The organism is Shewanella sp. SW1, from assembly GCF_025653545.1.
GTDB lineage: Bacteria > Pseudomonadota > Gammaproteobacteria > Enterobacterales > Shewanellaceae > Shewanella > Shewanella oncorhynchi.
The window spans coordinates 173,662-197,916 of sequence record NZ_JAKKSG010000005.1 but is presented as its reverse complement, the minus strand read 5'-3'; the positions used below and the strand labels follow the sequence as shown (position 1 = coordinate 197,916).

Here is a 24,255-nt window from a genome sequence, read left to right as displayed (position 1 = left end):
TGAGGTAAAACGGTAGCAATGGGATTAGCCAATACATCGGGGGCGTAAGGTAACAGTAAAAACCTGACAGTTTGCTTAATAGATATACAAAATGACCTATTACGATCATTTTTTAAGGAGAATAGGACGAGCGCCTTCTTGGCCGCCTCTTGACCCAATGTCAGCAATTAAATCCAACATCTTGATTTATTTAAACTCAATATAAAAATAGCGAGCGTTCACTCGCCCATAGAGATTGGCGAAATAAAATCAACTTATTCCAGTGCCAGCAAAACGAGGTAATGCCTCTTCAAGATAGGCGACGCAGGTGCGAAGTTTGGCAGACGTTTCTAATCGTGAGGCATAAATTACATGAATTTCAGCGGATTGATGATACTCGGGGAGTACTCTGACTAATGTGCCACTTAAGAAATCTTGCTGTAAATCCCAGATGGAGCGCAACATAATACCGTGGCCTTTAAGACACCACTGCTTAGCGACTGTGCCATTGTTGGTCATCAAGGAAGCCGCTAAATCAACCGAGGCTATGCCAGCCGCACTTTCCAATCGCCACACTCTATGGTTTTGATCGCGCTCGCGGATCCCTATGCACTTATGCTCGGCTAATGCCGCGAGATTGTTTGGCATGCCATGCGTGTCGATATAGGTCGGCGATGCCGCCAATACCCGATAATTACTCGCAAGACGCTTAGCTATCATTTGCGGTGGCAATTCGCCACCGACACGGATCTCCAGATCAAAACCTTCAGAGACCAGATCGACCGGACGGTCGAGCAACTCTAAATCAACTTCTAATTCGGGATAGTGGAACACGAGGTCTGAAATAATCGGCGCAATACAGTGGCTGCCAAATCCTGTGCTAGTTGCAATACGTAATCGCCCCCGTGGCACTTGCTGCTCTAAGCTAATTTCAAGGCTCATTTGCTCCATGGTATCGAGCAAACGTTCGGACCATTCCAAGGCAATCTTGCCCTCTAAGGTGAGGCTGACACGTCTGGCAGAGCGCAGAAACAAACGCACTCCGAGCGCTTTTTCTAATAGGCCAATGCGTTTACTCACATACGCTGGAGAAAAAGATAATTGCTCCGCAGCGGCTGTAAATCCCCCGCTTGTTGCGGCGATAACAAAGACCCGTAAATCTTCAAGTGGCGGCAGTTGACTCACGATTCGTAATCCTTAACAAAACATTTAGCCTATTCATACACGATACGAATATGGAATAACATACTAAAAACGCAGAATCCCCTATTGGAGTCAAAGATGTCTAAGGTAAAAATCGCCGTAATTGCCGGAGATGGCATAGGTACAGAAGTGATCCCCGAAGGGATACGCACACTCGAAGCCGCAGGAAAAATCTTAGGTGTGGTGTTTGAGTGGACCTACTTCGACTGGTCCTGTGAAACCTACCATAAAACCGGTCGCATGATGCCAGAGGATGGACTTAAGCAACTAAAATCCTTTGATGCCATCTACTTAGGCGCTGTTGGATTTCCAGGAGTTCCCGACCATATTTCACTCTGGGGATTGCTACTACCGATCCGCAGAGCCTTTGAGCAATACGTGAACCTTAGGCCTATTCGGTTATTTGAAGGCGTGCCCTGCCCACTCGCGGGTAAAAAGCCCGGCGATATCGATTTTTATGTAGTACGTGAAAACGTGGAAGGCGAATATTCCGCCGTCGGCGGCATTCAATATGAAGGTACTGAACATGAGATTGTCTCCCAGCAGAGCATTTTTACCCGTCGTGGAACAGACCGCATCTTAAAATATGCCTTCGATTTAGCCCAAAGCCGCAAAGCAAAGCACTTAACCTCGGCGACCAAATCCAATGGCATATTTCACTCTATGCCCTATTGGGATAGTCGCGTCGGGGAAATGGCAAAACAGTATCCCAATGTTAAGGTCGACCAATATCATATCGATATTCTGACGGCAAATTTCGTGCTGCAACCCGAGCATTTTGACGTGGTTGTTGGCTCAAATTTGTTTGGCGATATCCTGTCTGATCTTGGCCCTGCGTGCACTGGCACTATCGCCATTGCCCCTTCGGCGAACATCAATCCAAGCAAGGAATTTCCGTCGATGTTTGAGCCGGTACATGGTTCGGCGCCGGATATTGCAGGCCAAGGTATTGCCAATCCTTTAGGCACAATTTGGGCTGGCGCTATGATGATGCAACATTTAGGTTATAGCGCAATGCACGACCTGATACTCAGCGCGATAGAAAACGTATTGAAAGGTAAGCAGTCTTTAACCCGCGATATGGGCGGAACGGCGAATACTCGGGAGCTGACCGATGCAGTGATCGCTGCGATTAGTCGCAATTAAAACGTGCATTAAAACCTAATGCTAAAAGCCCTTTAGCATTAGGATTGAAAGGATTTTAGACTATCAAGACGCTGATAATAAACGCATCAATAAGCTAACCAGTTAATGCGTTAATTAAAGGCCCTTCCTTACAGCGGCATTCTGTACTCAATAACGCCCGGTTTTTCACCAATCCAGTTATAGAGTTTTTGCGCGGTTAAATTTGTTTCCTGTGTATGCCAGTACAGGCGCGCGCAGTTGTGTTCAATGGCCGCTTGCTTTACATACTCAATCAATTGTTTTCCAACATGTTGACCCCTTGCCGTTGGGGCAACAAACAAGTCTTCAAGATAACAATAATCCGTTTCGGCCCAAGTAGAACGATGAAAAACATAGTGTACAAAACCGAGTAAGTTTTGGCCCTCTCTTGCGACGGCGCAATAAATAGGTTCTTGGTCATCGAAGAATCGGCGCCACGTGGCTTGGGTGGTCGCTTCCGATAACGCCACTTTATAAAAAGTCTGGTAATCACGCCAGTGTGGTAACCAGAGTGAATAGTCTGTTTCTTTAACCATATCAATGGTTACTGTTAGTGACTGGCTGGACATTAGCGCACTCCTTGAAATTAAGTAAATGGTCTCAGTTTTACTGAAGCAAGATTCTAGATTCAATTGTGGTACCGCATAAGGTACACTTTTTGCATTTTTTACAGTACCAGTTAGCAAATGAAAAAACCTCAATCCAATTTCCCTCACTTGCAACTCAAAGATGGCATCCTCAAAGATCAGCTTTATCATGCGTTTAGAGAGGCCATTCTTGATGGACGTTTACACCCGCGAATGAAGCTCCCATCCAGCAGAGCCTTGTCGGAAACCATGCAGATTTCACGTAACTCAGTACTGCAAGGGTTTGAGCGCCTGATTGATGAAGGCTATCTGCTGACTAAACCGGGATCGGGCACTTATGTGTCAGATACCATTCCCGATGAATTGATCGATATTCCAAACCGTGCCATAGAAAGCGCTCAAGCCACTGATTCCGAATTAGAAATTAATCCACAGTTAATAGAAATGGCGCGACTGAAAGCGAAGGGAAATACGGACCACAGCCATAGCATGTTTAATATTGGCGTCGGATGTATTGATCTTTTCCCGCACCAACTTTGGGGACGGCTGTTAGGCCGAGTTTGGCGGCAATCGCGTAAAACCTTAGGTAAATCAAACCATAGCGCGGGGTATTTGCCGCTGCGTGAGACGATAAGTGACTATGCGCGTTCGACCCGCGGCCTCAATTGCACACCTGAGCAGATCATCATAGTCAATGGAACTCAGCAGGCCATTAACCTCACAGCGCAGGTACTACTCCAACAGGGAGATGAAGTCTGGCTTGATGAACCTGGGTATGACGGGGCTTTAGGCGCTTTTCTCTCGCAAAATATGCAAGTTCGTCCTGTGAGTGTTGATGATGAGGGCACAAATATTGCCGATGCGATACAGCGGTGGCCCGCAGTGAAACTGGCTTTTACCGCGCCCTCACACCAATTTCCCCTCGGCGGTATGCTAAGTCTGCCACGACGATTGGCCTTACTCGATTGGGCCGCTGAGCAGAGTAAATGGATTTTAGAAGATGACTATAATAGCGAGTTTCGTTATAGCGCCCGTCCGATACAGGCATTACAGGGGCTCGATAAACATCAAAGGGTGATCTACGCTGGCACCTTTTCCAAGATGCTGCTGCCCGAATTGCGACTCGGCTTTTTGGTGGTGCCCCCTAAACTGATACAGGCTTTCCAGTTGGCAAAATATTATGCCGATACGCACACGGCTCACCTAGAGCAAGCAACATTAGCGTTGTTTATCGCCGAAGGACATTACTCGCGGCATGTTCGCCGAGTGAGAAAAGCCAGCTTAGCACGCCAAACGGCGTTAATCGCGGCAATTGAGCAGTATCTGCCCGACAAATTGTCCGTTCAAACCTCTGACTCAGGTATTCACCTCGTATGTTGGCTAAAAGGCAACTTAACCGAAGAGGAAGTGATCAATAAATGCCGCCAACTCAGTTTAGGTGCACAGCCTTTGTCTCGATATTGCCAAGCGCCCTATCCAAGGCAAGCAATCTTACTGGGCTATGCCGCTCATACGCGTGATGAGTTGCGGGAAAGTATCAAAAAACTGGCGCAGATCCTTTAATATCCAAGCTTAAAAAGCCTGAAAGAAAATCCCGAAAGCACTGAAGATGGCAACAAACCATGTGAGGGATCTTAAGGTGCCTTTGTTGGCAAGATAGAGGATGTGATACACAAAGCGGGCGCCTACATGGACGATTGCGAGCCACTCAGTGGTGGGATTCACTTTGCCCGTGGCGATAACCACTAATACGGCTAGGCCAAACACCAGCAATGATTCAAAGGCATTTTGATGTCCCGCTAAAGCGCGAGCGCCAAAACCAGTGAGCTGCGCCTGCTGAGCACGGGGATGATTATTATCGTAACCACCCGCCTTTGCCATCGCCCAAGCCACTGGACCTTTCGCAAGATATGGCAATAACATGGCGACAAATAAGCAAATAAGTAAGGTATTCATGGGGTAATCTTCCTTTGATTGTTGTTTTGAGTTCTACTGTTTGAGTTCTACAGCTATAAGTGCCTAAGCTACAAGTGTATTGGTTAGCGACGTTATTTCACCATATACATGCCTTCACTTGCGGGACGACTAAATTTAAAGCCAAACTTTTCATAAAGTTCTGGCACATCCGCCATCAGGGTAATATACGCGCCCTCAAAAGCCTCACGATCTAAATAAGCCATGATGTGCTGCATAATAAGCCGCCCTAATCCCTTACCTTGATGCTCAGGATCCACTGCAATATCAACAATTTCGAAGTTGAGCGCGCCGTCACCAACCACACGCCCCATACCCACAGTCTGCTCAGCGAGCTTTATTTGCACGCCATATAAACTCCTTGGCAAGGCCTTAATGGCGCCCTCCAATGGTCTAGGGCTTAAGCCTGAAATCTGTCGTAAGCGAACAAAATCATTGGCAGACACAACGCCTTCAAGTACTTGGTACATGATATTTCCTATTGTTTTTATTCACGAACTTATCTTTCTATCACCTCAAGCTCAAAGCCTTCATCCATAGTCGGCGGCTGAAAATAACGGCTCACATGCCAGAACATCGCCTCAGTATCGAACATGGCGCGCTCAGGGTGGCTTTGTCTGCGTTTATCGAGTTGACTCAAACAAAGCGCATCGCTGTGATTAAGATAAATAAGTTTATGGGCGGCGCAATCAGTAAAAATGCTTCGAAACCACAGGCGCTGATTGATAGTATTCGCGGGAAAGTCCATGACCACAGAAACACCCGAACAGAGCAGTTCCTGCACATGCTTTTTAAGCAAAGGCTTAAGGCGAGCGGAATAGCTCAAGTAAGTATCAAAATCTTTAATTTCATCGGGATATAGCGCCGCCAGCCATGCGTCTTCCGAGATTAAAATACAGTTTTCGGCCTCAGCAAGTTGTCGCGATAAGGTTGATTTACCTGCGCCCATTTTGCCACAAAAGAATATTAACGTACCTTTACTGACCAATTGTCCTAACGCATTCTGCTGTGTCATCTTCACTCCTTGATTACTGGTCTTTTATCTCAGCCGACGATTTCACTCGCTATGACACTAATGAACGACAGTACAGAGCATCACATAAAGCATGAACACCGAGCAAGACTTGGGACGAGTTTAAGGTAATAAAATCCCATTACATTAATGACTATCCTGTGTTTAGACAGCAGACGTTTACCGCTATTCGCACAATCCACCGTTAGCTTTTTTTGAGTTCTGACATCTCTTCGCCCGCTTAGATCGCCTCGCTCTCTTAGCCCTATCTTTGCCTTAAATCAGGGAGAAACAAAAGCATTTAACTCGAAGAATAAAACAATAAGCCACATTATTAATCTAACAATTAAGCACTAAAGTAGTAATTTACGCTTAGCAATAAAAACATTACCACCATTCATGCTATGACATTAATTTAGGCGTATGCTAGGGTAAGAATGAAAGGATAACCGTCATAAGTGCAAAGGAGGCTCTATGAGCACTGTAGTTCCACGTACCGTCACTTCCCCTAAAAAATTCATTATCGGCAAGGGCCTATTAGCTCAAATGCATGATTATGTTAAGGACTTTGGTGACAATGCTTTTATCATCTGCGATGAATTTATCCTCAGCCGCGTGAAGAATGAAGCGGTCGCTGGGCTAGATCAAAATGGGATCAGCAGCCACCTCGAAAAATTCAACTATGAGTGCAGCGAAGCCGAGATAAAGCGCTTAGGCGCGCTGGCAGAACAGCATCATACCAACGTTATTGTTGGAGTTGGCGGTGGAAAAACCTTAGATGCCGCCAAAGCCGTCGCCTTCTATCAAAAACGGCCTGTCATCTTGTACCCCACAATTGCCTCAACCGATGCGCCTTGTACTGCACTTGCAGTGATCTACTCCGAAACAGGTGAGTTTGAACGCTATCTGTTTCTGCCACAGAACCCAGATGCTGTCGTTGCCGACACTGCCATTATTGCCGCGGCTCCGGCCCGATTTTTTGCGGCAGGCATAGGCGATGCACTGGCAACCTATTTTGAAGCTCGTGCCTGCTATCAATCAGATGGCGTCAACCTAGTCCTGAAAAAGCCTTCCCGCACAGGGCTGGGATTGGCCCAACTTTGTTATCAGTTACTGACTGAAAATGTTGAAGCTGCTATGGACGCCGTTAAAAACAAAATAGTCACACCTGCGCTAGAGCAAACCATTGAAGCCACCATCTATCTCAGTGGTGTTGGTGCAGAAGCAGGCGGGTTAGCCGCCGCCCATGCCGTAAACAATGGTATGTCAGCGGTGGCGGACTTACATAAAGCTCAGCACGGCGAGAAAGTCGTCTTTGGGCTGCTAACTCAGCTCGTGCTCGAAAATGCCCCAAAAGCCGAAATCGATAACGTTATCCGCATTATCAAAACGGCGGGACTGCCGCTCACTCTCGCAGATTTAGGGCTGAAAACCTTTATCGAGGCCGAGTGGCGCAAAGTGGCTGAGATAGCCTGTGCTGAGGGCGATACTATGGGCAATATGCCGATGAAATTAACCGCAGATGACGTCTATCAAGCCATGATAGCCGCCAATGCCATGGCTGAACGCTATAAAACAGCTGAAGCTTGTTAACCGTAACAATATGACGTGTACGCCGTATGTGGAAACCATCTATCAATTTGATTTAATTGATTAATACTACTGAGATAGTTCCTACTACCACACGAGTTTACCGTTCATCCTAGGCTTCCTTGCCACATATCAATGGCAAGGAAGTCCACAACAAACAAGACATTTCCACCCTCGATGCCAAAGCTGGCATTTACGCTCTATTTGTTAAACGCTTGGAGGCACATATGGCTTATGCAACAACCAATCCCTTTACGGGAAAGCTCATTAAAGAATTTCCAAATGCAACAGATACCGAAGTCACACAGGCGATAGAATCCGCCCATCAGGCATTTTTAAGCTGGCGAACCACTCCCTTTGCCGACAAGGCCGCAATACTGTCTAAGGCAGCAAAGATCCTCAGAGACAATAAATCCAAATACGCCAATCTACTGACCTTAGAAATGGGCAAAGTCACAGCAGAAGCCGAAGCTGAAGTCGAACTGTCGGCGCAAATTTTCGAATACTACGCCGAACATGCCGAGCGACTGCTGGCACCGCAAAAACTGCCGGTTGCCGATCCCGCTGAAGGTGAAGCGATACTGGTTAACGAACCGCTGGGCGTATTATTGGCTATCGAACCTTGGAACTTTCCCTACTACCAAATTGCGCGCATCTTAGCGCCGCAGCTTGCAGCCGGAAATACCTTACTACTCAAACATGCATCCAACGTGCCCCAGTGCGCTGCGGCCTTTGAAGGCTTAATGCGCGATGCCGGACTGCCCTCAGGTGCATTCCAAAATCTGTATGCCACCCGAGAGCAGATAGAACAGATCATCAATTCGCCCAAAGTGCATGGTGTTGCGCTCACGGGATCAGAAGATGCGGGATCGATCATTGCCGCTCTGGCGGGTAAGGCACTGAAAAAGTCCACCCTAGAACTGGGTGGCGCAGATGCCTTTATCGTACTTGAAGATGCCGATCTGCCTAAAACCATCGACTGGGCAGTGTTTGGCCGTCACTGGAACGCGGGACAGGTCTGTACATCATCTAAGCGGATGATCTTAGTTGAAGCCATTTACGATGAATTTATGAAGGGTTATATCAAGGGGATCGAAGCGCTAAAAGCCGGCGATCCTATGGACTCGGCCACTACGCTAGCGCCGCTCTCTTCCCAAGGCGCGGCCGATGAGTTGAAGCAGAAGATCCGTGATGCCATAAAACACGGCGCAACTGCGACCGAAGTGGGTCCTAAAGTGCCGCAGCAAGGCGCCTTTGTGCAGCCAACAATACTGACAAACCTGACGCCAGATAACCCCGCCTATTATTGGGAATTCTTCGGCCCTGTGTCCAGTATCCACAAAGTGAAGGATGAGCAAGCAGCGATTGCCATCGCCAATGACTCGCCCTTTGGATTGGGTGGCTCAGTGTTTACCGCCGATACCCAACGCGGGCTGGCGGTCGCTAAGCAGGTTTCCACAGGCATGATGTTTGTCAATCATCCAACTATGGTCAAGGCCGACTTACCCTTTGGTGGCGTACGCCGCTCAGGTTATGGCCGCGAGTTGATTGATTTAGGATTGAAAGAGTTTGTAAACCACAAGCTGATTAATGTGGTCGACATCAACGCGCCTTTCTAAACGCATAGAAAATAGCAACATCTGACTAAACGCCTGACGGAATAATCTGTCAGGCATTTTATTTAACGTGCTTTATCCAAGGCATCACATAAGGCTTGAACGCCAAGTAAAGCTCTGGGCGTCGCGCGGTGTAATAAATCGGCATTGAGTTGATAAATATGCTGTTTCTTCACGGCAGGAATTTCTGGCCATTGGCGCCAATCAATCCCTTTCACATTACCTTCTTCTTCACTCTGCAAAATCACCTCGGGCAAGGTCAGCAAGACGTTTTCTAAACTGACTTGCGGATAATCACTGGCGGCATCGTAAAACACATTTTTTCCATGGCACACACTGATGATCTGTTGGATCCAACTGTTTTTAGAGACTGTCATCAAGGGGGTCGACCAGAGTTGATAGAATACCTTAGGTTCTGATTTTTTAGCATTTTCAACCCGTAATCGGATAAGCTCAGCGCGATAAGCGGCCGCAGCCTTGCTTGCTTCTTCAACATGCCCCGTAAGTTGGCCTAACTCTTCAAGCTCCTTGGCGACGCCTTCTAAGGTTTTAGGATCGCTACCATAAAGGTTAAATCCTAACGTCCTAAGCTGGTTGATATCTTCGGCTTTATTACCCGAATCCCACACCACAATCAGATCGGGATTAAGCTCCATCACCCGCTCCATTTGAATGCCATAGTAACCACCAATACGTGGGATATTTTTTGCCGCCTCGGGATAATCCGCATAATCGGTTGCGGCCACAATCGTATCGCCCGCACCTATGGCGTAAAGCATTTCCACCGCATGGGGAGAGAGCGCAATAATGCGTTTAGCGGGCTGCGCCAATACGCTATGAGGGAGAAACAGACTGAGCCCAAAAACGAGTCCAGCTAAGTGTCGCTTAATCATGATATGCCTTAGTATTTATCCCCAAACCGCCTGAAGATGCAGGCGTAGTCTCTTCAGGTCACTTGGGGTTATAGAGTTAAACTAGCTGCTCTGGCCAGCCATAGTGTTCGATATAAGTTTGTAGATTCTTCGGGCGATACTGAGGATCTTGATCCCAGCGGTCCTTCACCGAATGATGCAAAGGTACTGGGACTTGCTCAGGGTCGAGTGGTCGTAAATATTCCTGTTTTATCCGATAAAAACTGCGTCTCGAGTCATGTAAAGTCGCGAGTGGATTAGGATGTAAACTTGCCGTTAAATGTGGCTCTAGGCTTAAATTAAATTTCTGCGCCTCGGATATCATCCACAACAGTGCAATATCCGACAACAATGAACCGTCTTTATCAGGTTTATAACTGCCGCCAATATTGCTATGGGCGCCCGCAAACCACACTTGCTGCATGTCCATATTGTCGCGTAGTTGCCAAATAGTCGGCTCAAAATCACTGCGATGTTCATCTATGGCTAAGGCATGACGGGCAACGCGCACATTGCGGCCAATTTTAGTGTCGTAAAACTCGTCTTTATCTTCGAACAAGCCTAAAAATGAAATAGGGATCCCCATAGCACCCACGGTATCCCACACGCCAACAAACTTAATTTCCCGAGATTCATGACTGTATCTCGCTCTAAAATCTAGGGATTTTTCACCATCAGGCGCAAAGGGCGCACTGCTTTTTTTATAGTGGTCGAAAGCTTGTTGAATCAACGCCGCATCGGGACGTTTGAGTATGCCGCAGTTATTAATCAAGCCACACAAGCAACGCACAGTGTAAGCACCGCGGCTAAAACCAAAGAGATAAATCTCATCGCCGGGGGAATAGTTTTGCACTATATAGCGATACCCATCCATGATGTTTTTATGTAAACCGCGCCCTGTTGCGCCACCGATGGTTTGATCGTAATAGGAACCCACGCCCCAATCATAAAATACCTGTTGGGGTTTGCCGTCACTGGCCAAGGGGCTAATAGCCCGCGCGAGGCGCAGCACATTGGTTGGGAAATCGACCTTAAGATCTTTCTCGGGCCGATTCCAAGTCCCATCGGCACAAATCACAATACGTTTATTCATAGGATCATCCTTGAGAACACTTTGAACGCTCAACGGTTAGTGGCTAACCCATAGTCGCTAACAACAAATTGTCGCTAGTTGCTAGTCACTAATAGGCAGTTACTAGTCCTCAAACTTAGCGCATTTTATGCCTGTGCTAAAGCCATTCGCGCGTCTTACTTAACATTGCAACCAACAATGCTGCGTCACTTATGCGCCGACATTTAAGGTTCGATTAGTAATCAAAACCTTGCTGTGCCTTGATACCCGCTTCAAAGGCGTGTTTCAGCGGCTGCACTTCGCTGACCGTATCTGCAAGCTCGATGATGGCACGGTGGCAAGCACGGCCAGTGATAATCACATGCTGCATCGGTGGGCGATTTTTAAGTGCGCTAAGCACGCGTTCCACATCCAGATAGTGATAGCTCACCATATAGGTGAGTTCATCGAGCATAAGGCAATCTATGCTCTCATCTTGCAGCAGCTTTTCGGCGGCTTCCCAAGCGAGTACAGCGGCGGCGGTATCCTTTTCTTTATCTTGGGTTTCCCAGGTAAAACCTGTGCCCATTACATGAAACTCAACCCCTGCACCTTCGAGTAAATTGCGCTCACCGCACTCCCAAGTGCCTTTGATAAATTGCACTACCGCGGCTTTTTTACCGTGACCGACGGCGCGGGCCACAGTGCCAAAACCTGAGGTCGATTTGCCTTTACCGTTACCGGTTAACACCAGCAGAATCCCCTTCTCCTCTTGGGCGGCGGCAATTTTAGCATCCACACCTGCTTTCACTTTCTGTTGACGAGCCTTGTGGCGTTCGGCCTTGATTTGCGCTTGTTCGTTGTCGTTCTGTGCTGTCATGGTCTTCTCTTCACTCTGCTGCTAAAAATGTCTGCTTCTAAAACTTATGCTTCTAAAATTGGCTGTAATTTTTGCATGTCTAAATGCTCGGCTAACACATCGGCTAAACGATCGAGTTGCTGCTCACGTATTTGATTGATATCTATCGCCTTAGCATCGTTTAATCCTGCCCAGCGCAGGATCAGCTGACAGGCATCAGGGCTATCAAATAGCCCATGTAAATAAGTACCTAAGATTTGCCCATCATCGCTTTGCAGGCCATCGGCAAAACTCATCGCTGGCGCGGTTAATGATGTCGATTCAGGGATTAACTGCAAGGGCGCATTCGTTTGTTCAAGCCTAGGGATAAGATAGCTTGATTCACCGCAGTGGATTTCATAGCCCTTCACAGCAACCTTTTGCCCAAGTAACGTTAGCTCACCTCTCACTCGCCGTAACTGTTTTTCGGCTTTGAGTTCTGTGCTCAGCGGCAGGTAGCCAAGTCCAGCGGTATCGCCCGCACTGTCTTCAATGCCTAAGGGATCGGCAATGCTTTGGCCTAACATTTGGTAGCCGCCGCAAATTCCGAGCACTTTGCCGCCGTAACGCAGGTGTGTGGCAATATCTTTATCCCAACCTTGCTGGCGTAAAAAGGCTAAATCGGCGCGCACATTCTTACTGCCGGGCAAGATCAATACATCGGCGGCGGGCAAATGAGTCGCGTGACTCGCGGCTTGGGTTTGCAACGACACATAGTCAAAATCAATATCGGGATGCAGCCGCAGCGGATCAAAATCTGTGTGATTACTGATCCTTGGGTACACTAATACCCGTACTTTTAAGCGGCTGTTAGCGCCTTTGGTCGGCGAGCTTATCAGCGCATCTTCGGCATCGAGATGTAAATCATGCAGATAAGGCAACACGCCTAAAACAGGCTTTTGAGTATAAGCTTCAAGCCAATCGAGCCCTGATTGCAACAGGCTAATATCACCACGGAAACGGTTGATCACAAAGCCCTTTACCCGCGTCTGTTCGGATTCTGATAACAAGGCCAAGGTCCCGACCAAATGGGCAAATACGCCACCTTTATCGATATCGGCAATGATAATCACAGGACAATCCACGGTTTCGGCAAATCCCATGTTGGCGATATCACCTTCGCGCAGATTGATCTCCGCTGGACTACCCGCGCCTTCAACCACTATGGTTTGATACTGGCCCGTCAATCGCTCAAAGGATTCCAGCACAGCACCGAGCGCCATTGCCTTGTAATCCTTAGATTTAGGTCCAAAAAAGGCCGAGGCTTCGAGTGTTGTCAGGGCTTTGCCATGAACAATAATTTGCGCGCCCGTGTCCGAGCTAGGTTTAAGCAGTATGGGATTAAAATCGGTATGGGGCTCAAGATAACAGGCCACGGCTTGTAAGGCCTGTGCGCGGCCAATCTCGCCGCCATCTATAGTGACAGCGCTATTGAGCGCCATATTTTGCGGCTTAAAGGGCGCAACCTTAATCCCCTGACGAGCGAGCAAACGACAAATGCCTGCGACTAAGGTGCTCTTGCCCGCATCGGATGTTGTGCCCTGCACCATCAAGACTTTTGCGCGACGAGGTGAATTAACAGCAGGCGTATTCACCACAAGATTAGCTGCAGAATGAATAGCTAAAGCGTCAGCGGTATCGAGTGCATTAGCACAGGCGGTGTTGTCTGTGTTTGGAGAGGACATAGGTTTAAAAGGCTTATTCTAGTTTGCAGGGATAAAGATAAAAGCTCAGTCTCAACATCACTTAACTTATTTAGATTAAAGTGGTTTTAGTGCTAAGGGTAAACCAGCGACCACTAAGGTGACATTGTCCGCTAAGTTCGCCACAGCTTGATTCAACCAGCCCGCTTCATCGACAAATTGTCGGCTCAACTCACCTAATGGCACTATGCCAGAACCGACTTCGTTACTGATCAAAATCACCACTCCCTCGAGCTCGACGAGGGAATCCACAAAAGCTGTTTTCTCGGCCTGCCAACTCGCATAAGCTTTATCGTCAGAGATTGAAGTAGCAGAGGTTGAAACGGCAAAGTCAGTCGCATTCCACTCAGTCGGCGCGGGTTCATCATCGATGTTAACGTTCGATGCAAGTAATTGATTAGTTAACCAAAGAGTTAAACAGTCTACTAAAATCACTCGCCCAGGTTTTGCTAACTGTTTTAACAGTGCAGTGAGGGCGAGCGACTCTTCAAACAATTGCCATTCGATACCATCGTCCGATCGTCCCGCTTGATGCTTGGCGATACGTGTCGCCATTTCATCATCTAGCGCCTGCGCCGTCGCCACATAGCAAGCATCGAAGCCAAGCGCAGTATACTGACGCACTAAGGCTTCGCCGTAGCGACTCTTACCGCTACGGGCGCCGCCTAGGACGAGGTGGATCACAGTATGTTACCCACAACGAGCAATACAAAATAACACACAATTTCAGATATTTGCTGCGCCGCGCCTAAGGTATCACCCGTGTAACCGCCAATCTGGCGTCTAAAGATCACTATGATCAAACGGCGCAGTCCTATCATCACCAACAGCAATGACAATGCCGCTAACCCCTTGAGGAATAACAGCACTAATACGCCGCTGGCGATCAGGATAAGCAGCTCATTAATGCCTTGATGTTGCGATAGCGGCTTAGACTTACTGGTCTCGTCATCGCGGACATATTTTTCACTAAAGATGATACTGGCTGATACCACACGGCTCACTGTGTGCGCGACGATAAGTGCTGAACCCGCCACGACAGGATCGTACAGGGCCAACTCGACTAGCAACTGCCATTTCAGCAGCAAGGCCAACATCAGCGCCAGTGCGCCATAACTGCCAAGGCGCGAGTCTTTCATGATCCGCAGCTTGTCTTCAGCCGTCCAACCCCCGCCAAAACCGTCGAAGGTATCGGCGAGGCCATCCTCATGGAATCCGCCCGTGAGCAAGACGCCAACCAACATAGCTAAAAGAACAGAAACGCCAGCGGGGAGCCAGTTCTGCGTCAGCCAAAACACTATGGCGCTTAACAAACCGACCAGAAGACCGACGAGACCGAAATAACGGCTGGCCTTATTCAACTTATCGCTATCGACTTCGACCCACTTAGGCATAGGAATGCGGGTAAAATAGCCCATGGCAACTAAAAATAAATCTATCTCTTTGTGCCAGCTTTCGCGTTCTGACATAAAGCATCCTTAGTGAATTCACACTTGCTGCAAGGTTTAAAATTAAAACGGTTGGCTAAAAAGCTATTATTTTAAATAAGTAAAATAAGCGACTTAGCAGAGCACATCATACAACAGCCTCAATCCCCGCATCACTAAAACTCGCCATTTGATTGTAAAAATTTACTGAGGCTTGAATAAGCGGCAACGCCAAGGCTGCACCCGTACCTTCGCCTAACCTTAGCCCTAGGGATAATAAAGGTTTAGCTTGCAAAAATTCTAACATTCGCAGATGACCTTGCTCATCGGATTGATGGGCAAAAATCAAATAATCACGCACATTGGGGGCGATTTGCACCGCGACTAATGCCGCCGCTGTCGCGATAAAACCGTCCACGACCACCAGCATTTTACGTTCAGCGGCAGCTAACATAGCTCCCGTCATCTGCACAATTTCAAAGCCTCCTAGGCAAGCTAACACTGACTTAGGCCCAGTTAAGGCGCTTTGATGCAGCAATAACGCAAGCTCAATCAGCATCAATTTACGTTCTAAGGTTTCGCTATTAATGCCCGTACCACGGCCGACACAATCAATCACATCCAGCTGCATAATCGCCGCCATAATGGCCGCAGCAGAGGAGGTATTGCCTATGCCCATTTCGCCAAAGGCGACTAAGTTACAACCCGCTTGATGGTGACGTTCAATCAAATCGCGCGCCATAGCAAAGCCTTTATCGACGGTTTCCAACGTCATCGCGGGCTCTAAATGGATTGCACCCGTTCCAGCGCCAAGACGTTGATCGATAATACCTTCAACCCCTTCAACTGGCGTTAAAATACCGCAATCGATCACTTCGAGCTTAAAGCCCACCTGCCGACAAAAAACGTTAATCGCGGCGCCGCCATGGGCAAAGTTTTGCACCATTTGATGAGTCACTTCGCTAGGGGCAATCGACACGCCTTCTGCGGCAATGCCATGATCCCCCGCAAACACTAACATGGTTGGATGGACTATTTTGAGCACATCCGTTTGTGGCTGCTCCGTTTTTTGCAAATCAGTCGTTTGCACGCGGGCAATCTGCAAGGCTAAGGATTCGAGCTGACCTAAGGCGCCGGGCGGCTTAGTCTTAAGATCAATTTTCTGCAGAATCACCAGATCCTGCGCTTTACTCACAGGGCTTATTTGAAAAGACACGGCTGACTGAGACATCCACACTCCACTTTGTAATCTACATTAAATAACCACAACGCATCCCGCGTCTATGACGAACATGTCCAATTGTGCATTTCCAATCGCGGGTGGGATATCAACAGAAATACTGATTATCCCGTCAGTCTGCACTTACGACATGACTCTAGGATGACGACTTAACTCTGGGTTTACATCCTGACTAGGCGCCTACGGCATGACCTTGTATTTACGGCATGACTCTACGCTTACGTAAAATCAGCAAAAAGAACATGCTACCTATGGCGGCCGTGATAATGCCCACGGGCAACTCTTGATTACCCAATAAACAGCGCGCTAATACATCAATCCACACCATAAATAATCCGCCCACCAGCGCCGTTAATAAAATTGGCTGACGACCGGGGAATAGCATACGCACGGTATGGGGGATCATTAACCCGACAAAACCGATACCGCCACAGGTAGCCACCAAAATAGCGGTAATCAAGGAGCAAAGCAGCAACATATTGAGCCGCAGCTTAGGCACATTCACCCCTAAGGTATGCGCCGTTTCATCCCCCGCCTGCAACGCCATGATCTGCCGTTTCATGCCTAAAATAATGAATAAACTCGCGCCAATCACCAGTGTTGGCAGTACTAACAAGGACCAACTGGCCTTTGCAAAACTGCCTAAACTCCAAAACAGCACAGAGGCTGTCGCCTGCGGACTGGCGAAATACAGTAGCAGACTCGTTAATGCGCCGAACATAAAGGAGGTCGCCACACCAGAGAGCAGCATGCGCTCCACTTGGCTATTGAGCCCAAGCCCAGACAAAGCCAGCACTATTAGCACCGACAAACTCGCGCCAATAAAAGCGCCCAAGGGCAAGCTAAACCAAAGTAATCCAGACAAGGCGCCCGAACCGCTAAAAAGCCCAGAATGTGCCGCCATGCCCGCATTATCAAAAAATCCAGAGCCAGTGAATAAGGTCAACATCACCACAGCGCCAAAGGACGCGCCAGAGCTAATGCCAAACAAATAGGGATCGGCGAGCGGATTGCGAGTCACGGTTTGCAACACACTGCCCGCCAGTGACAAACCCGCACCCGCCACAAAAGCCAGTAAAATGCGCGGTAGCCTGAGCTCCATCACAATGCGCTCAGTCATGCCATTGGCTTGAGTGAGGTTCGTCGCCTTATTGATAAATACTTGAATAACATTCATAAAACTGATGTTCGCCGCACCAAAACTCGTCGCGACAATAGGCGTTATCAAAGTGATGATACCTAATACGAGCAGCATCAGTTGTTGTCTCGTCAACGGTGTCACGATACGCCCCAAATATGAGATGAAATATTGTTTACTCCCCGGAGTCATCCACCTTCGCCTCGCTCGTTCAGGCCATGATCTACATGGTGGTAACCATAAAAATAGCTGATTAAGGGCTTTTTATGTTGTGGATGGGGCGATACCTGAGCACACACGCCAAACACATCGCCAATTCGCGCCTCGGTTAATACTTCGGTTGGCGTCCCCATAGCGCTGACTTCCCCGTTATGGATCAACAACAAACTGTCGCACAGGGCACTGGCTAAATTAAGATCATGAATAGAGGCAATCACGCTAATGCCAAGACTACGCACCAATTCGAGGATTTGAATTTGATAGCGCACATCGAGGTGGTTCGTTGGCTCATCGAGGATTAAAAGCTGCGGCTGCTGCACTATGGCACGGGCAATCAAGGCGCGTTGCTTTTCACCGCCAGATAAGTGCTCATATTGTTGGTGCATCTTATGGCTCAAGCCTACTTTCTCTAAAGCCTTAGTAATACGCTCAATATCACAGCTCGAATTGGTATCGAACATACCCTTGTGGGGCGTTAAGCCCATACTGACCAATTGCTCTGTGGTGAGGTCAAAATAGTGCGGTGTATCCTGCTGCACTACGGCAACGCGACAGGCAAACGCCTTGGGCGACAAGCGCTCAATATCTTGATCAAAAAGGGTAATTTTTCCCTGAGTTGGGCGAACAAACCGATACAAACAGCGCAGCAAGCTAGACTTGCCCGCACCGTTAGGGCCAATCAGCCCCAGCATCTGCCCCGTTGGCAGCGTAAAGTTAATATCGGAAAGAATGGTTTTGCCATCGATACACCAGCTCAACTGGCTCACATTGAGCGCGACTGACGGGCTCAATGACGGGTTAGTGTCACTGTCATTCACGGGGCTATTAGTTTGGATTGCGGAAAGTTTCACCTAAGCGGCGCTCCTATCGAGTCCAAACCTGTATAAAAAAGGTTGTGCATATTGTCATCTGCTCCCTCGAGTCACCCGCTCGAGAACTAAGGCTGCACGCAGCGATAACAGAAATAGGCAGGTCTCCTGACTTGTAGAAAAGAAGGGGCTAGGCTCTAGAATCTAGGTGCTTCTTTAAACTACTCACAGTTGCGGGCACAGTTCTGGCTGACTAACAAGCAGCTCCCCGATTCCCTATTATGTTTGGGTTGATATGCTCTTTGTTAACAACGCCACTGTGAATTAAAACAACGGAGCGATTCGAACAAAGAGAGTCTATTCCCAACACCTATTTCTGCGACGTTATCACTCATTGCGCATGTAATACGCTATCTCGTTCAAACGTCAGGGAAAAGCATTATCCTACATCTATCCCATTAGGCAATGCTGTTTAAATCAGAATATTTTCATGTCAGCTTATTCTCGCCAAACAATCACGCCTACATGATAGCGCCGAGATAGTGAAATAAGGCCTCAACACCTGCGCCCACTCGGCCAATCTAAACGCCAATAGCAGGCACCCTGTTCATCTTGCAGCACATTAACGCTCACCACGGCCGCCACGGGTAAATCGAGTTGACTATAAAACCCCACCGCCCGTTCAACCCCTAAGGCACGCGCCATTAAGTGACGGATCACCCCGCCGTGGGTCACGACCCACACTTGAGTGGTTGGCATATTGTCAGCGGTTTCATTAACGGCACTGTTTTCATTACCCATTTTATGTGAGTCAAGGGTCAATCGTTTAAACTCGGCGGCGAGTATCTGGTCAATCGTCCCATTCACCCGCGACTCGAAACTAGCCATAGTTTCCCCATTGGGCGGCGGTGTTTGCCAAGGGTTTTGCCAATAGGCCGCTAAATGTTCGCCCGCTTGTTGATACAGTTCATCGAGCCGACGACCGTCCCAATCGCCAAAATCAATTTCCTGTAAACCCGTTAAAAACTGCGCCTGCAATGGCCTTGACTCAGATACCAGCGCCGCCGTCGAATGCAGCTCGGCGGCAAAGGCTTGGGCAAATTCGGCGCAGCGGCGTGAAGTCGAGCTGTAGATAGCGCTGCAGGTACTTGCCTGCGCCTCAACCGCTGCCGACATTTGCTGCCAGCCCTTTTCACTTAAAGGCACATCCACACGGCCGCGTAAAATGGCGCCGCCTTCGCACTCGCCGTGACGCAACAATAACAATCGAACTTGTTTCATCGTATTCCTATGTCTATCACTCATGGCAAATTTTGTTGAAGCCCCACATTAGACCCGTCGTCCTATATACTCAATTACGTCCTAGTCCAACGACTAACAATACAACTAGCCCAGCAAAAAAACCGTTAAACTGGGGATAAAGTGGCGCTAGGACTCAATTATCGTCAGTCAATTTTGACCTTGCCCTGACAATCATAAGTCGCGTATTATGGACGTCTATACGTTTAAATGTCCAAAACAAATTTTTAAGAACAAGTATTCAAAAAAATGTCGGCTGACGACAATAAAATGCACTTAGCATAACAATGGCCGATTTTTGGACTTAACTTAGCTGTATTTAAGGTAATTATTTATGACGATACCCTCAACCAAAGCCAGCCAAATATTAGCAGACATTCGCAAACAGCTTGCAGAGCGCATTCTGATCTTAGACGGTGCCATGGGCACTATGATCCAAGGCTACAAACTGGAAGAAGAGGACTATCGCGGCGAACGCTTTAAAGATTGGCATACGGATGTCAAAGGTAACAACGACCTCTTGGTCTTGTCACAGCCTCACATCATCAAACAAATTCACACCGACTACTTAAACGCCGGTGCAGACATCATTGAAACCAACACCTTTAACGCCACCACCATCGCCATGGCCGACTACGACATGCAGTCGCTGTCCGCCGAAATTAACTTAGTCGGCGCGCGCCTCGCCCGTGAAGCCTGTGATGAAGCCTTTGCTGCCACAGGCATTCCACGCTACGTCGCCGGTGTGTTAGGCCCCACTAACCGTACGTGTTCGATTAGCCCTGATGTGAACGACCCTGGCTATCGCAACGTCAGCTTCGATGAGTTAGTGACTGCTTACAAAGAATCCACTAAGGCACTGATTGAGGGCGGCGCGGATATCATTATGGTCGAGACCATATTCGATACCTTAAACGCCAAAGCCGCGCTGTTTGCGATTGAATCGGTATTTGATGACTTATTCGGTCAGCATTCTAAAGACAGACTGCCTATCATGATTTCGGGCACCATTACCGATGCCTCTGGCCGCACACTGACTGGCCAAACGACCGAAGCCTTTTACAATTCCCTTCGCCATATCAAGCCGTTATCTATCGGTCTTAACTGTGCACTTGGGCCAAAAGAATTACGCCCCTATGTGGAAGAATTATCCCGCATCAGTGAGTGTTATGTGTCGGCGCATCCGAATGCAGGCCTGCCGAACGAGTTTGGCGGTTACGATGAAACCCCAGAAGACATGGCGAATGTGATCGAAGATTGGGCGCGCGAAGGCATGCTCAATATTATCGGGGGTTGTTGTGGTAGTACGCCTGAACATATCCGCGTGATCCGCGAAGCGGTGAGCCGTCATGACCCGCGTATTTTGCCGGACATTCCAGTCGCTTGCCGCTTGGCAGGTTTGGAACCACTGACTATCGACGCCCAATCCCTGTTCGTTAACGTGGGTGAGCGCACCAACGTCACAGGCTCGGCTAAGTTTTTAAAGTTGATCAAAGAAGGCAAGTTTGAGCAAGCGCTCGATGTCGCCCGCGAGCAGGTCGAAAGCGGCGCGCAAATCATCGACATCAACATGGACGAAGGCATGCTCGATGGCGCCGAGATCATGCACAAGTTTTTGAACTTGATTGCCTCTGAGCCCGACATCAGCCGCGTACCGATTATGATCGACTCCTCTAAATGGGAAGTGATCGAAGCTGGCCTCAAATGTATTCAAGGCAAGGGCATAGTTAACTCTATTTCCCTCAAAGAAGGCGAAGCCAAGTTTATTGAGCAAGCCACCTTAGTGAAACGCTACGGCGCGGCGGCCATTATCATGGCATTCGATGAGCAAGGTCAGGCCGACACTAAAGCGCGTAAAATCGAAATTTGTACCCGCGCCTATCGGGTGCTGGTTGATAAGGTCGGCTTTCCGCCAGAAGACATCATCTTCGACCCGAACATTTTTGCCATCGCCACCGGTATCGATGAACACGACAACTATGCCGTCGATTTTATTGATGCCATTAAAGCGATTAAAGCCACCCTGCCCCACGCGATGATTTCGGGCGGCGTGTCGAACGTGTCGTTCTCATTCCGCGGTAACAACCCAGTGCGCGAGGCGATTCACGCCGTTTTCCTGTACCACGCCATCAAAGTCGGCATGGACATGGGCATTGTCAACGCGGGTCAGTTAGCCATTTACGACGATATCGACCCTGAACTTAAAGTGCGGGTCGAAAACGTGGTGCTTAACTTGCCCTGCCCAGTTGAAGGCTCAAGCAATACCGAGCAGTTACTTGAAATCGCGGAGAAATTCCGCGGTGATGGCGCGCAGGTCGGTAAAAAAGAAGATTTAGAATGGCGCAGCTGGCCGGTGAGTCAACGCTTATCCCATGCGCTCGTCAAAGGCATTACCGAATTTATCGATGAAGATACCGAAGCCGCTCGCCAAGAAGCGAAACGTCCACTGGATGTGATTGAAGGCGCCTTGATGGACGGCATGAACGTAGTCGGTGACTTATTCGGCTCGGGCAAGATGTTCCTGCCGCAGGTGGTGAAATCGGCGCGGGTAATGAAAAAAGCCGTGGCTTACTTAAACCCCTATATCGAGCTAGAAAAGGTCGAAGGCCAATCTAACGGCAAGATTTTGATGGTGACGGTAAAAGGCGACGTGCACGATATCGGCAAGAATATCGTCGGCGTGGTGCTCGCCTGTAACGGTTTTGAGGTATTCGATTTAGGCGTGATGGTGTCGGTGGAGCGAATTCTCGACGCCGTGAAAGAACACAATATCGATATCATCGGCATGTCGGGCCTCATCACTCCGAGTCTGGACGAGATGGTGCATAACGTGAAAACCTTCCACCGCGAAGGCTTAACCATTCCGGCGATTATCGGCGGCGCCACTTGCTCAAAAATCCACACAGCGGTGAAGATTGCGCCCCATTATCCCCATGGCGCCATTTATATCGCCGATGCGTCCCGCGCCGTGCCTATGGTAAGTAAACTCATCAACAACGAGACTCGCCAAGCGACAATCGACGAAACCTATGCCGAATACGATGACATGCGCACTAAACGTTTATCACAGGCTAAACGCAAAGAAATTGTGTCACTCGAAGCGGCCCGCGAAAACCGTTGCCAACACGATTGGGCCAACTACACCCCGTTCACGCCAAACGTGCTCGGTCGCCAAGTATTTGATAATTATCCATTAGAAGACTTAGTCGAGCGTATCGACTGGACACCGTTTTTCCGCTCGTGGGAATTACATGGCCATTACCCCGAAATCCTCACCGACAAAGTGGTGGGCGTTGAGGCGCAAAAGCTGTTCGCCGATGGTCAGGCCATGCTCAAGCAAATCATCGAAGAAAAGTGGCTCACGGCGAAAGCGGTTATCGGCTTATTCCCTGCCAATACCGTTAATTACGACGACATTGAGCTGTACACCGATGAGTCGCGTACCACAGTTGAAATGACCACACATCACCTGCGGATGCAGCTTGAGCGTGTCGGTAACGACAACTTCTGTCTATCTGACTTTGTTGCGCCAAAAGACTCAGGCGTCGCCGATTACATGGGCGGCTTTGCGGTGACCACAGGCCACGGCATAGACGAACATGTGGCGCGTTTTGAAGCCAACCACGACGACTACAACGCCATCATGCTCAAATGCTTAGCCGACCGTTTGGCCGAAGCCTTTGCCGAGCGGATGCACGAACGGGTACGTAAAGAGTTTTGGGGTTATGCGGCCGACGAGCAGTTAAGCAATGAAGCCTTAATCCGCGAAAAATACAAAGGTATACGCCCCGCACCGGGTTACCCAGCATGCCCAGACCACACAGAAAAAGGCTTGTTATGGGACTTGCTCAAGCCCGATGAAACCATCGACTTGAATATCACCGAAAGCTACGCCATGTTCCCCACAGCGGCAGTATCGGGCTGGTATTTCGCCCACCCGAAATCCCGCTACTTTGGCGTGAGTAACATAGGCCGCGATCAAGTGGAAGATTATGCCAAGCGTAAAGGGATGACTATCGCAGAGACGGAGAAGTGGCTGGCGCCAGTGTTGGATTATGATCCCGAGTGATTGGGATCTGCAATCACCCGCAGGGCTTAAACTTTCAAACTTCGTTTGAATTAAGCGTTAAAGTCGTGGGGCTTCACCCCACACCCGACCAAGGAGGACTGCTCGTCCTATCCTCCTTGGATTCTCCAAGACGCCCCTAACGAAGTTACATGCATTGATTAGTGGCTTCGTGCTTATTCGAAAATAGCTAACGCTTCCGATGGGGCGTCCCTTCCCCCCGAAAGCTACGCAGACGTCCTGTCTGCGTCACGCTATTTTCTTCAACGCCCTTCAGCAACTTCGCAGGGGATCGGTGAACTTCTGTGAGATTAGAGTTAACTTTTCGCATTGAAAGAATTATGCCAACGCCACAAGCCTTATTACCCT

General features: G+C 48.7%; 20 protein-coding genes and 1 riboswitch. Of the genes, 5 read left to right on the top strand and 15 right to left on the bottom strand.

All coding sequences use genetic code 11. The features are described from left to right. Positions 1 to 249: 249 nt before the first annotated feature. A complete protein-coding gene (locus tag L5M71_RS06530; RefSeq protein ID WP_263207293.1) occupies positions 250 to 1,164 on the bottom strand; it encodes a LysR family transcriptional regulator in 915 nt (304 codons plus the stop codon). Between the two features lie 96 nt (positions 1,165 to 1,260). On the opposite strand from L5M71_RS06530, the gene L5M71_RS06525 reads away from it, so the two are divergent. Next, a complete protein-coding gene (locus L5M71_RS06525; protein ID WP_263207291.1) occupies positions 1,261 to 2,328 on the top strand; it encodes a tartrate dehydrogenase in 1,068 nt (355 codons plus the stop codon). A gap of 128 nt (positions 2,329 to 2,456) precedes the next feature. Here L5M71_RS06525 and L5M71_RS06520 read toward each other — a convergent pair whose 3' ends face one another. Beyond that, positions 2,457 to 2,915, bottom strand: a complete 459-nt coding sequence (locus tag L5M71_RS06520) for a GNAT family N-acetyltransferase (protein ID WP_028759274.1) — start codon at positions 2,913 to 2,915, stop codon at positions 2,457 to 2,459. A gap of 117 nt (positions 2,916 to 3,032) precedes the next feature. Between L5M71_RS06520 and L5M71_RS06515 the strand changes: the two genes are divergently transcribed. Continuing rightward, the gene (locus L5M71_RS06515) at positions 3,033 to 4,496 is read left to right on the top strand and encodes a PLP-dependent aminotransferase family protein (protein ID WP_263207289.1); all 1,464 of its coding nucleotides are present in this window, start codon (positions 3,033 to 3,035) and stop codon (positions 4,494 to 4,496) included. Between the two features lie 9 nt (positions 4,497 to 4,505). Here L5M71_RS06515 and L5M71_RS06510 read toward each other — a convergent pair whose 3' ends face one another. From L5M71_RS06510 to L5M71_RS06500, 3 genes are all read right to left on the bottom strand, one after another. After that, positions 4,506 to 4,889 carry an MAPEG family protein gene (locus L5M71_RS06510; protein ID WP_113941155.1) on the bottom strand — a complete coding sequence of 128 codons (384 nt, stop codon included), beginning with the start codon at positions 4,887 to 4,889 and terminating at the stop codon, positions 4,506 to 4,508. A gap of 92 nt (positions 4,890 to 4,981) precedes the next feature. Continuing rightward, on the bottom strand, positions 4,982 to 5,377 hold the full coding sequence (locus L5M71_RS06505; protein ID WP_028759277.1) for a GNAT family N-acetyltransferase: 396 nt from the start codon (positions 5,375 to 5,377) through the stop codon (positions 4,982 to 4,984). A gap of 29 nt (positions 5,378 to 5,406) precedes the next feature. Further along, positions 5,407 to 5,922, bottom strand: a complete 516-nt coding sequence (locus L5M71_RS06500) for an AAA family ATPase (RefSeq protein WP_263207287.1) — start codon at positions 5,920 to 5,922, stop codon at positions 5,407 to 5,409. Between the two features lie 471 nt (positions 5,923 to 6,393). Between L5M71_RS06500 and L5M71_RS06495 the strand changes: the two genes are divergently transcribed. Both L5M71_RS06495 and L5M71_RS06490 read left to right on the top strand, forming a co-directional pair. Then, on the top strand, positions 6,394 to 7,512 hold the full coding sequence (locus L5M71_RS06495; RefSeq protein ID WP_131525605.1) for a glycerol dehydrogenase: 1,119 nt from the start codon (positions 6,394 to 6,396) through the stop codon (positions 7,510 to 7,512). Between the two features lie 224 nt (positions 7,513 to 7,736). Further along, complete coding sequence (locus tag L5M71_RS06490; protein ID WP_263207285.1) at positions 7,737 to 9,128, top strand: NAD-dependent succinate-semialdehyde dehydrogenase; 1,392 nt, start codon at positions 7,737 to 7,739, stop codon at positions 9,126 to 9,128. A gap of 62 nt (positions 9,129 to 9,190) precedes the next feature. Here L5M71_RS06490 and L5M71_RS06485 read toward each other — a convergent pair whose 3' ends face one another. The 10 genes from L5M71_RS06485 to L5M71_RS06440 all read right to left on the bottom strand — a co-directional run bounded on the left by L5M71_RS06485 (position 9,191) and on the right by L5M71_RS06440 (position 19,802). After that, complete coding sequence (locus tag L5M71_RS06485; RefSeq protein WP_263207283.1) at positions 9,191 to 10,018, bottom strand: cobalamin-binding protein; 828 nt, start codon at positions 10,016 to 10,018, stop codon at positions 9,191 to 9,193. Between the two features lie 76 nt (positions 10,019 to 10,094). Beyond that, complete coding sequence (locus L5M71_RS06480; RefSeq protein ID WP_263207281.1) at positions 10,095 to 11,129, bottom strand: DUF2235 domain-containing protein; 1,035 nt, start codon at positions 11,127 to 11,129, stop codon at positions 10,095 to 10,097. A 214-nt stretch (positions 11,130 to 11,343) separates the two neighbouring features. After that, positions 11,344 to 11,967, bottom strand: a complete 624-nt coding sequence (gene cobO / locus L5M71_RS06475; RefSeq protein ID WP_006085878.1) for a cob(I)yrinic acid a,c-diamide adenosyltransferase — start codon at positions 11,965 to 11,967, stop codon at positions 11,344 to 11,346. Positions 11,968 to 12,011: 44 nt separating this feature from the next. Then, positions 12,012 to 13,670, bottom strand: a complete 1,659-nt coding sequence (locus L5M71_RS06470) for a cobyric acid synthase (protein WP_263207279.1) — start codon at positions 13,668 to 13,670, stop codon at positions 12,012 to 12,014. Positions 13,671 to 13,745: 75 nt separating this feature from the next. After that, positions 13,746 to 14,372: a bifunctional adenosylcobinamide kinase/adenosylcobinamide-phosphate guanylyltransferase gene (gene cobU / locus L5M71_RS06465; protein WP_263207277.1), complete on the bottom strand. Its 627-nt coding sequence runs from the start codon at positions 14,370 to 14,372 to the stop codon at positions 13,746 to 13,748. Beyond that, a complete protein-coding gene (locus tag L5M71_RS06460) occupies positions 14,369 to 15,157 on the bottom strand; it encodes an adenosylcobinamide-GDP ribazoletransferase (RefSeq protein WP_028759425.1) in 789 nt (262 codons plus the stop codon). The genes cobU and L5M71_RS06460 overlap by 4 nt, the downstream gene beginning before the upstream one ends. A gap of 106 nt (positions 15,158 to 15,263) precedes the next feature. After that, on the bottom strand, positions 15,264 to 16,346 hold the full coding sequence (cobT, locus tag L5M71_RS06455; protein ID WP_168822671.1) for a nicotinate-nucleotide--dimethylbenzimidazole phosphoribosyltransferase: 1,083 nt from the start codon (positions 16,344 to 16,346) through the stop codon (positions 15,264 to 15,266). 208 nt (positions 16,347 to 16,554) lie between these two features. Further along, positions 16,555 to 17,685, bottom strand: coding sequence for a FecCD family ABC transporter permease (locus L5M71_RS06450; RefSeq protein ID WP_263207274.1), 1,131 nt, complete (start codon positions 17,683 to 17,685; stop codon positions 16,555 to 16,557). Beyond that, positions 17,682 to 18,563: an ABC transporter ATP-binding protein gene (locus L5M71_RS06445; RefSeq protein ID WP_263207272.1), complete on the bottom strand. Its 882-nt coding sequence runs from the start codon at positions 18,561 to 18,563 to the stop codon at positions 17,682 to 17,684. Before L5M71_RS06445 ends, L5M71_RS06450 begins: the two co-directional genes overlap by 4 nt. 98 nt (positions 18,564 to 18,661) lie before the next feature. Continuing rightward, positions 18,662 to 18,855: riboswitch (cobalamin riboswitch) on the bottom strand. Between the two features lie 221 nt (positions 18,856 to 19,076). Then, positions 19,077 to 19,802 (bottom strand): histidine phosphatase family protein, encoded by a 726-nt coding sequence (locus tag L5M71_RS06440; protein WP_263207270.1) that lies wholly within the window; start codon positions 19,800 to 19,802, stop codon positions 19,077 to 19,079. A 352-nt stretch (positions 19,803 to 20,154) separates the two neighbouring features. Here L5M71_RS06440 and metH point away from each other — a divergent pair, with 352 nt between their 5' ends. After that, entirely contained in the window at positions 20,155 to 23,889 is a 3,735-nt protein-coding gene (gene metH, locus L5M71_RS06435) for a methionine synthase (protein ID WP_263207268.1), read from the top strand. Positions 23,890 to 24,255 lie beyond the last annotated feature (366 nt).

What these genes read in the sequence shown, in the direction of transcription:
- L5M71_RS06515 (WP_263207289.1), top strand. Translation starts at nt 3,033, where the DNA reads ATGAAAAAACCTCAATCCAATTTCCCTCACTTGCAACTCAAAGATGGC.
- L5M71_RS06500 (WP_263207287.1), bottom strand. Translation starts at nt 5,922, where the DNA reads ATGACACAGCAGAATGCGTTAGGACAATTGGTCAGTAAAGGTACGTTA.
- L5M71_RS06495 (WP_131525605.1), top strand. Translation starts at nt 6,394, where the DNA reads ATGAGCACTGTAGTTCCACGTACCGTCACTTCCCCTAAAAAATTCATT.
- cobT (WP_168822671.1), bottom strand. Translation starts at nt 16,346, where the DNA reads ATGTCTCAGTCAGCCGTGTCTTTTCAAATAAGCCCTGTGAGTAAAGCG.
- L5M71_RS06505 (WP_028759277.1), bottom strand. Translation starts at nt 5,377, where the DNA reads ATGTACCAAGTACTTGAAGGCGTTGTGTCTGCCAATGATTTTGTTCGC.
- L5M71_RS06450 (WP_263207274.1), bottom strand. Translation starts at nt 17,685, where the DNA reads ATGACTCCGGGGAGTAAACAATATTTCATCTCATATTTGGGGCGTATC.
- L5M71_RS06480 (WP_263207281.1), bottom strand. Translation starts at nt 11,129, where the DNA reads ATGAATAAACGTATTGTGATTTGTGCCGATGGGACTTGGAATCGGCCC.
- L5M71_RS06510 (WP_113941155.1), bottom strand. Translation starts at nt 4,889, where the DNA reads ATGAATACCTTACTTATTTGCTTATTTGTCGCCATGTTATTGCCATAT.
- L5M71_RS06440 (WP_263207270.1), bottom strand. Translation starts at nt 19,802, where the DNA reads ATGAAACAAGTTCGATTGTTATTGTTGCGTCACGGCGAGTGCGAAGGC.
- L5M71_RS06485 (WP_263207283.1), bottom strand. Translation starts at nt 10,018, where the DNA reads ATGATTAAGCGACACTTAGCTGGACTCGTTTTTGGGCTCAGTCTGTTT.
- L5M71_RS06490 (WP_263207285.1), top strand. Translation starts at nt 7,737, where the DNA reads ATGGCTTATGCAACAACCAATCCCTTTACGGGAAAGCTCATTAAAGAA.
- cobO (WP_006085878.1), bottom strand. Translation starts at nt 11,967, where the DNA reads ATGACAGCACAGAACGACAACGAACAAGCGCAAATCAAGGCCGAACGC.
- L5M71_RS06525 (WP_263207291.1), top strand. Translation starts at nt 1,261, where the DNA reads ATGTCTAAGGTAAAAATCGCCGTAATTGCCGGAGATGGCATAGGTACA.
- L5M71_RS06470 (WP_263207279.1), bottom strand. Translation starts at nt 13,670, where the DNA reads ATGTCCTCTCCAAACACAGACAACACCGCCTGTGCTAATGCACTCGAT.
- metH (WP_263207268.1), top strand. Translation starts at nt 20,155, where the DNA reads ATGACGATACCCTCAACCAAAGCCAGCCAAATATTAGCAGACATTCGC.
- L5M71_RS06460 (WP_028759425.1), bottom strand. Translation starts at nt 15,157, where the DNA reads ATGTCAGAACGCGAAAGCTGGCACAAAGAGATAGATTTATTTTTAGTT.
- L5M71_RS06520 (WP_028759274.1), bottom strand. Translation starts at nt 2,915, where the DNA reads ATGTCCAGCCAGTCACTAACAGTAACCATTGATATGGTTAAAGAAACA.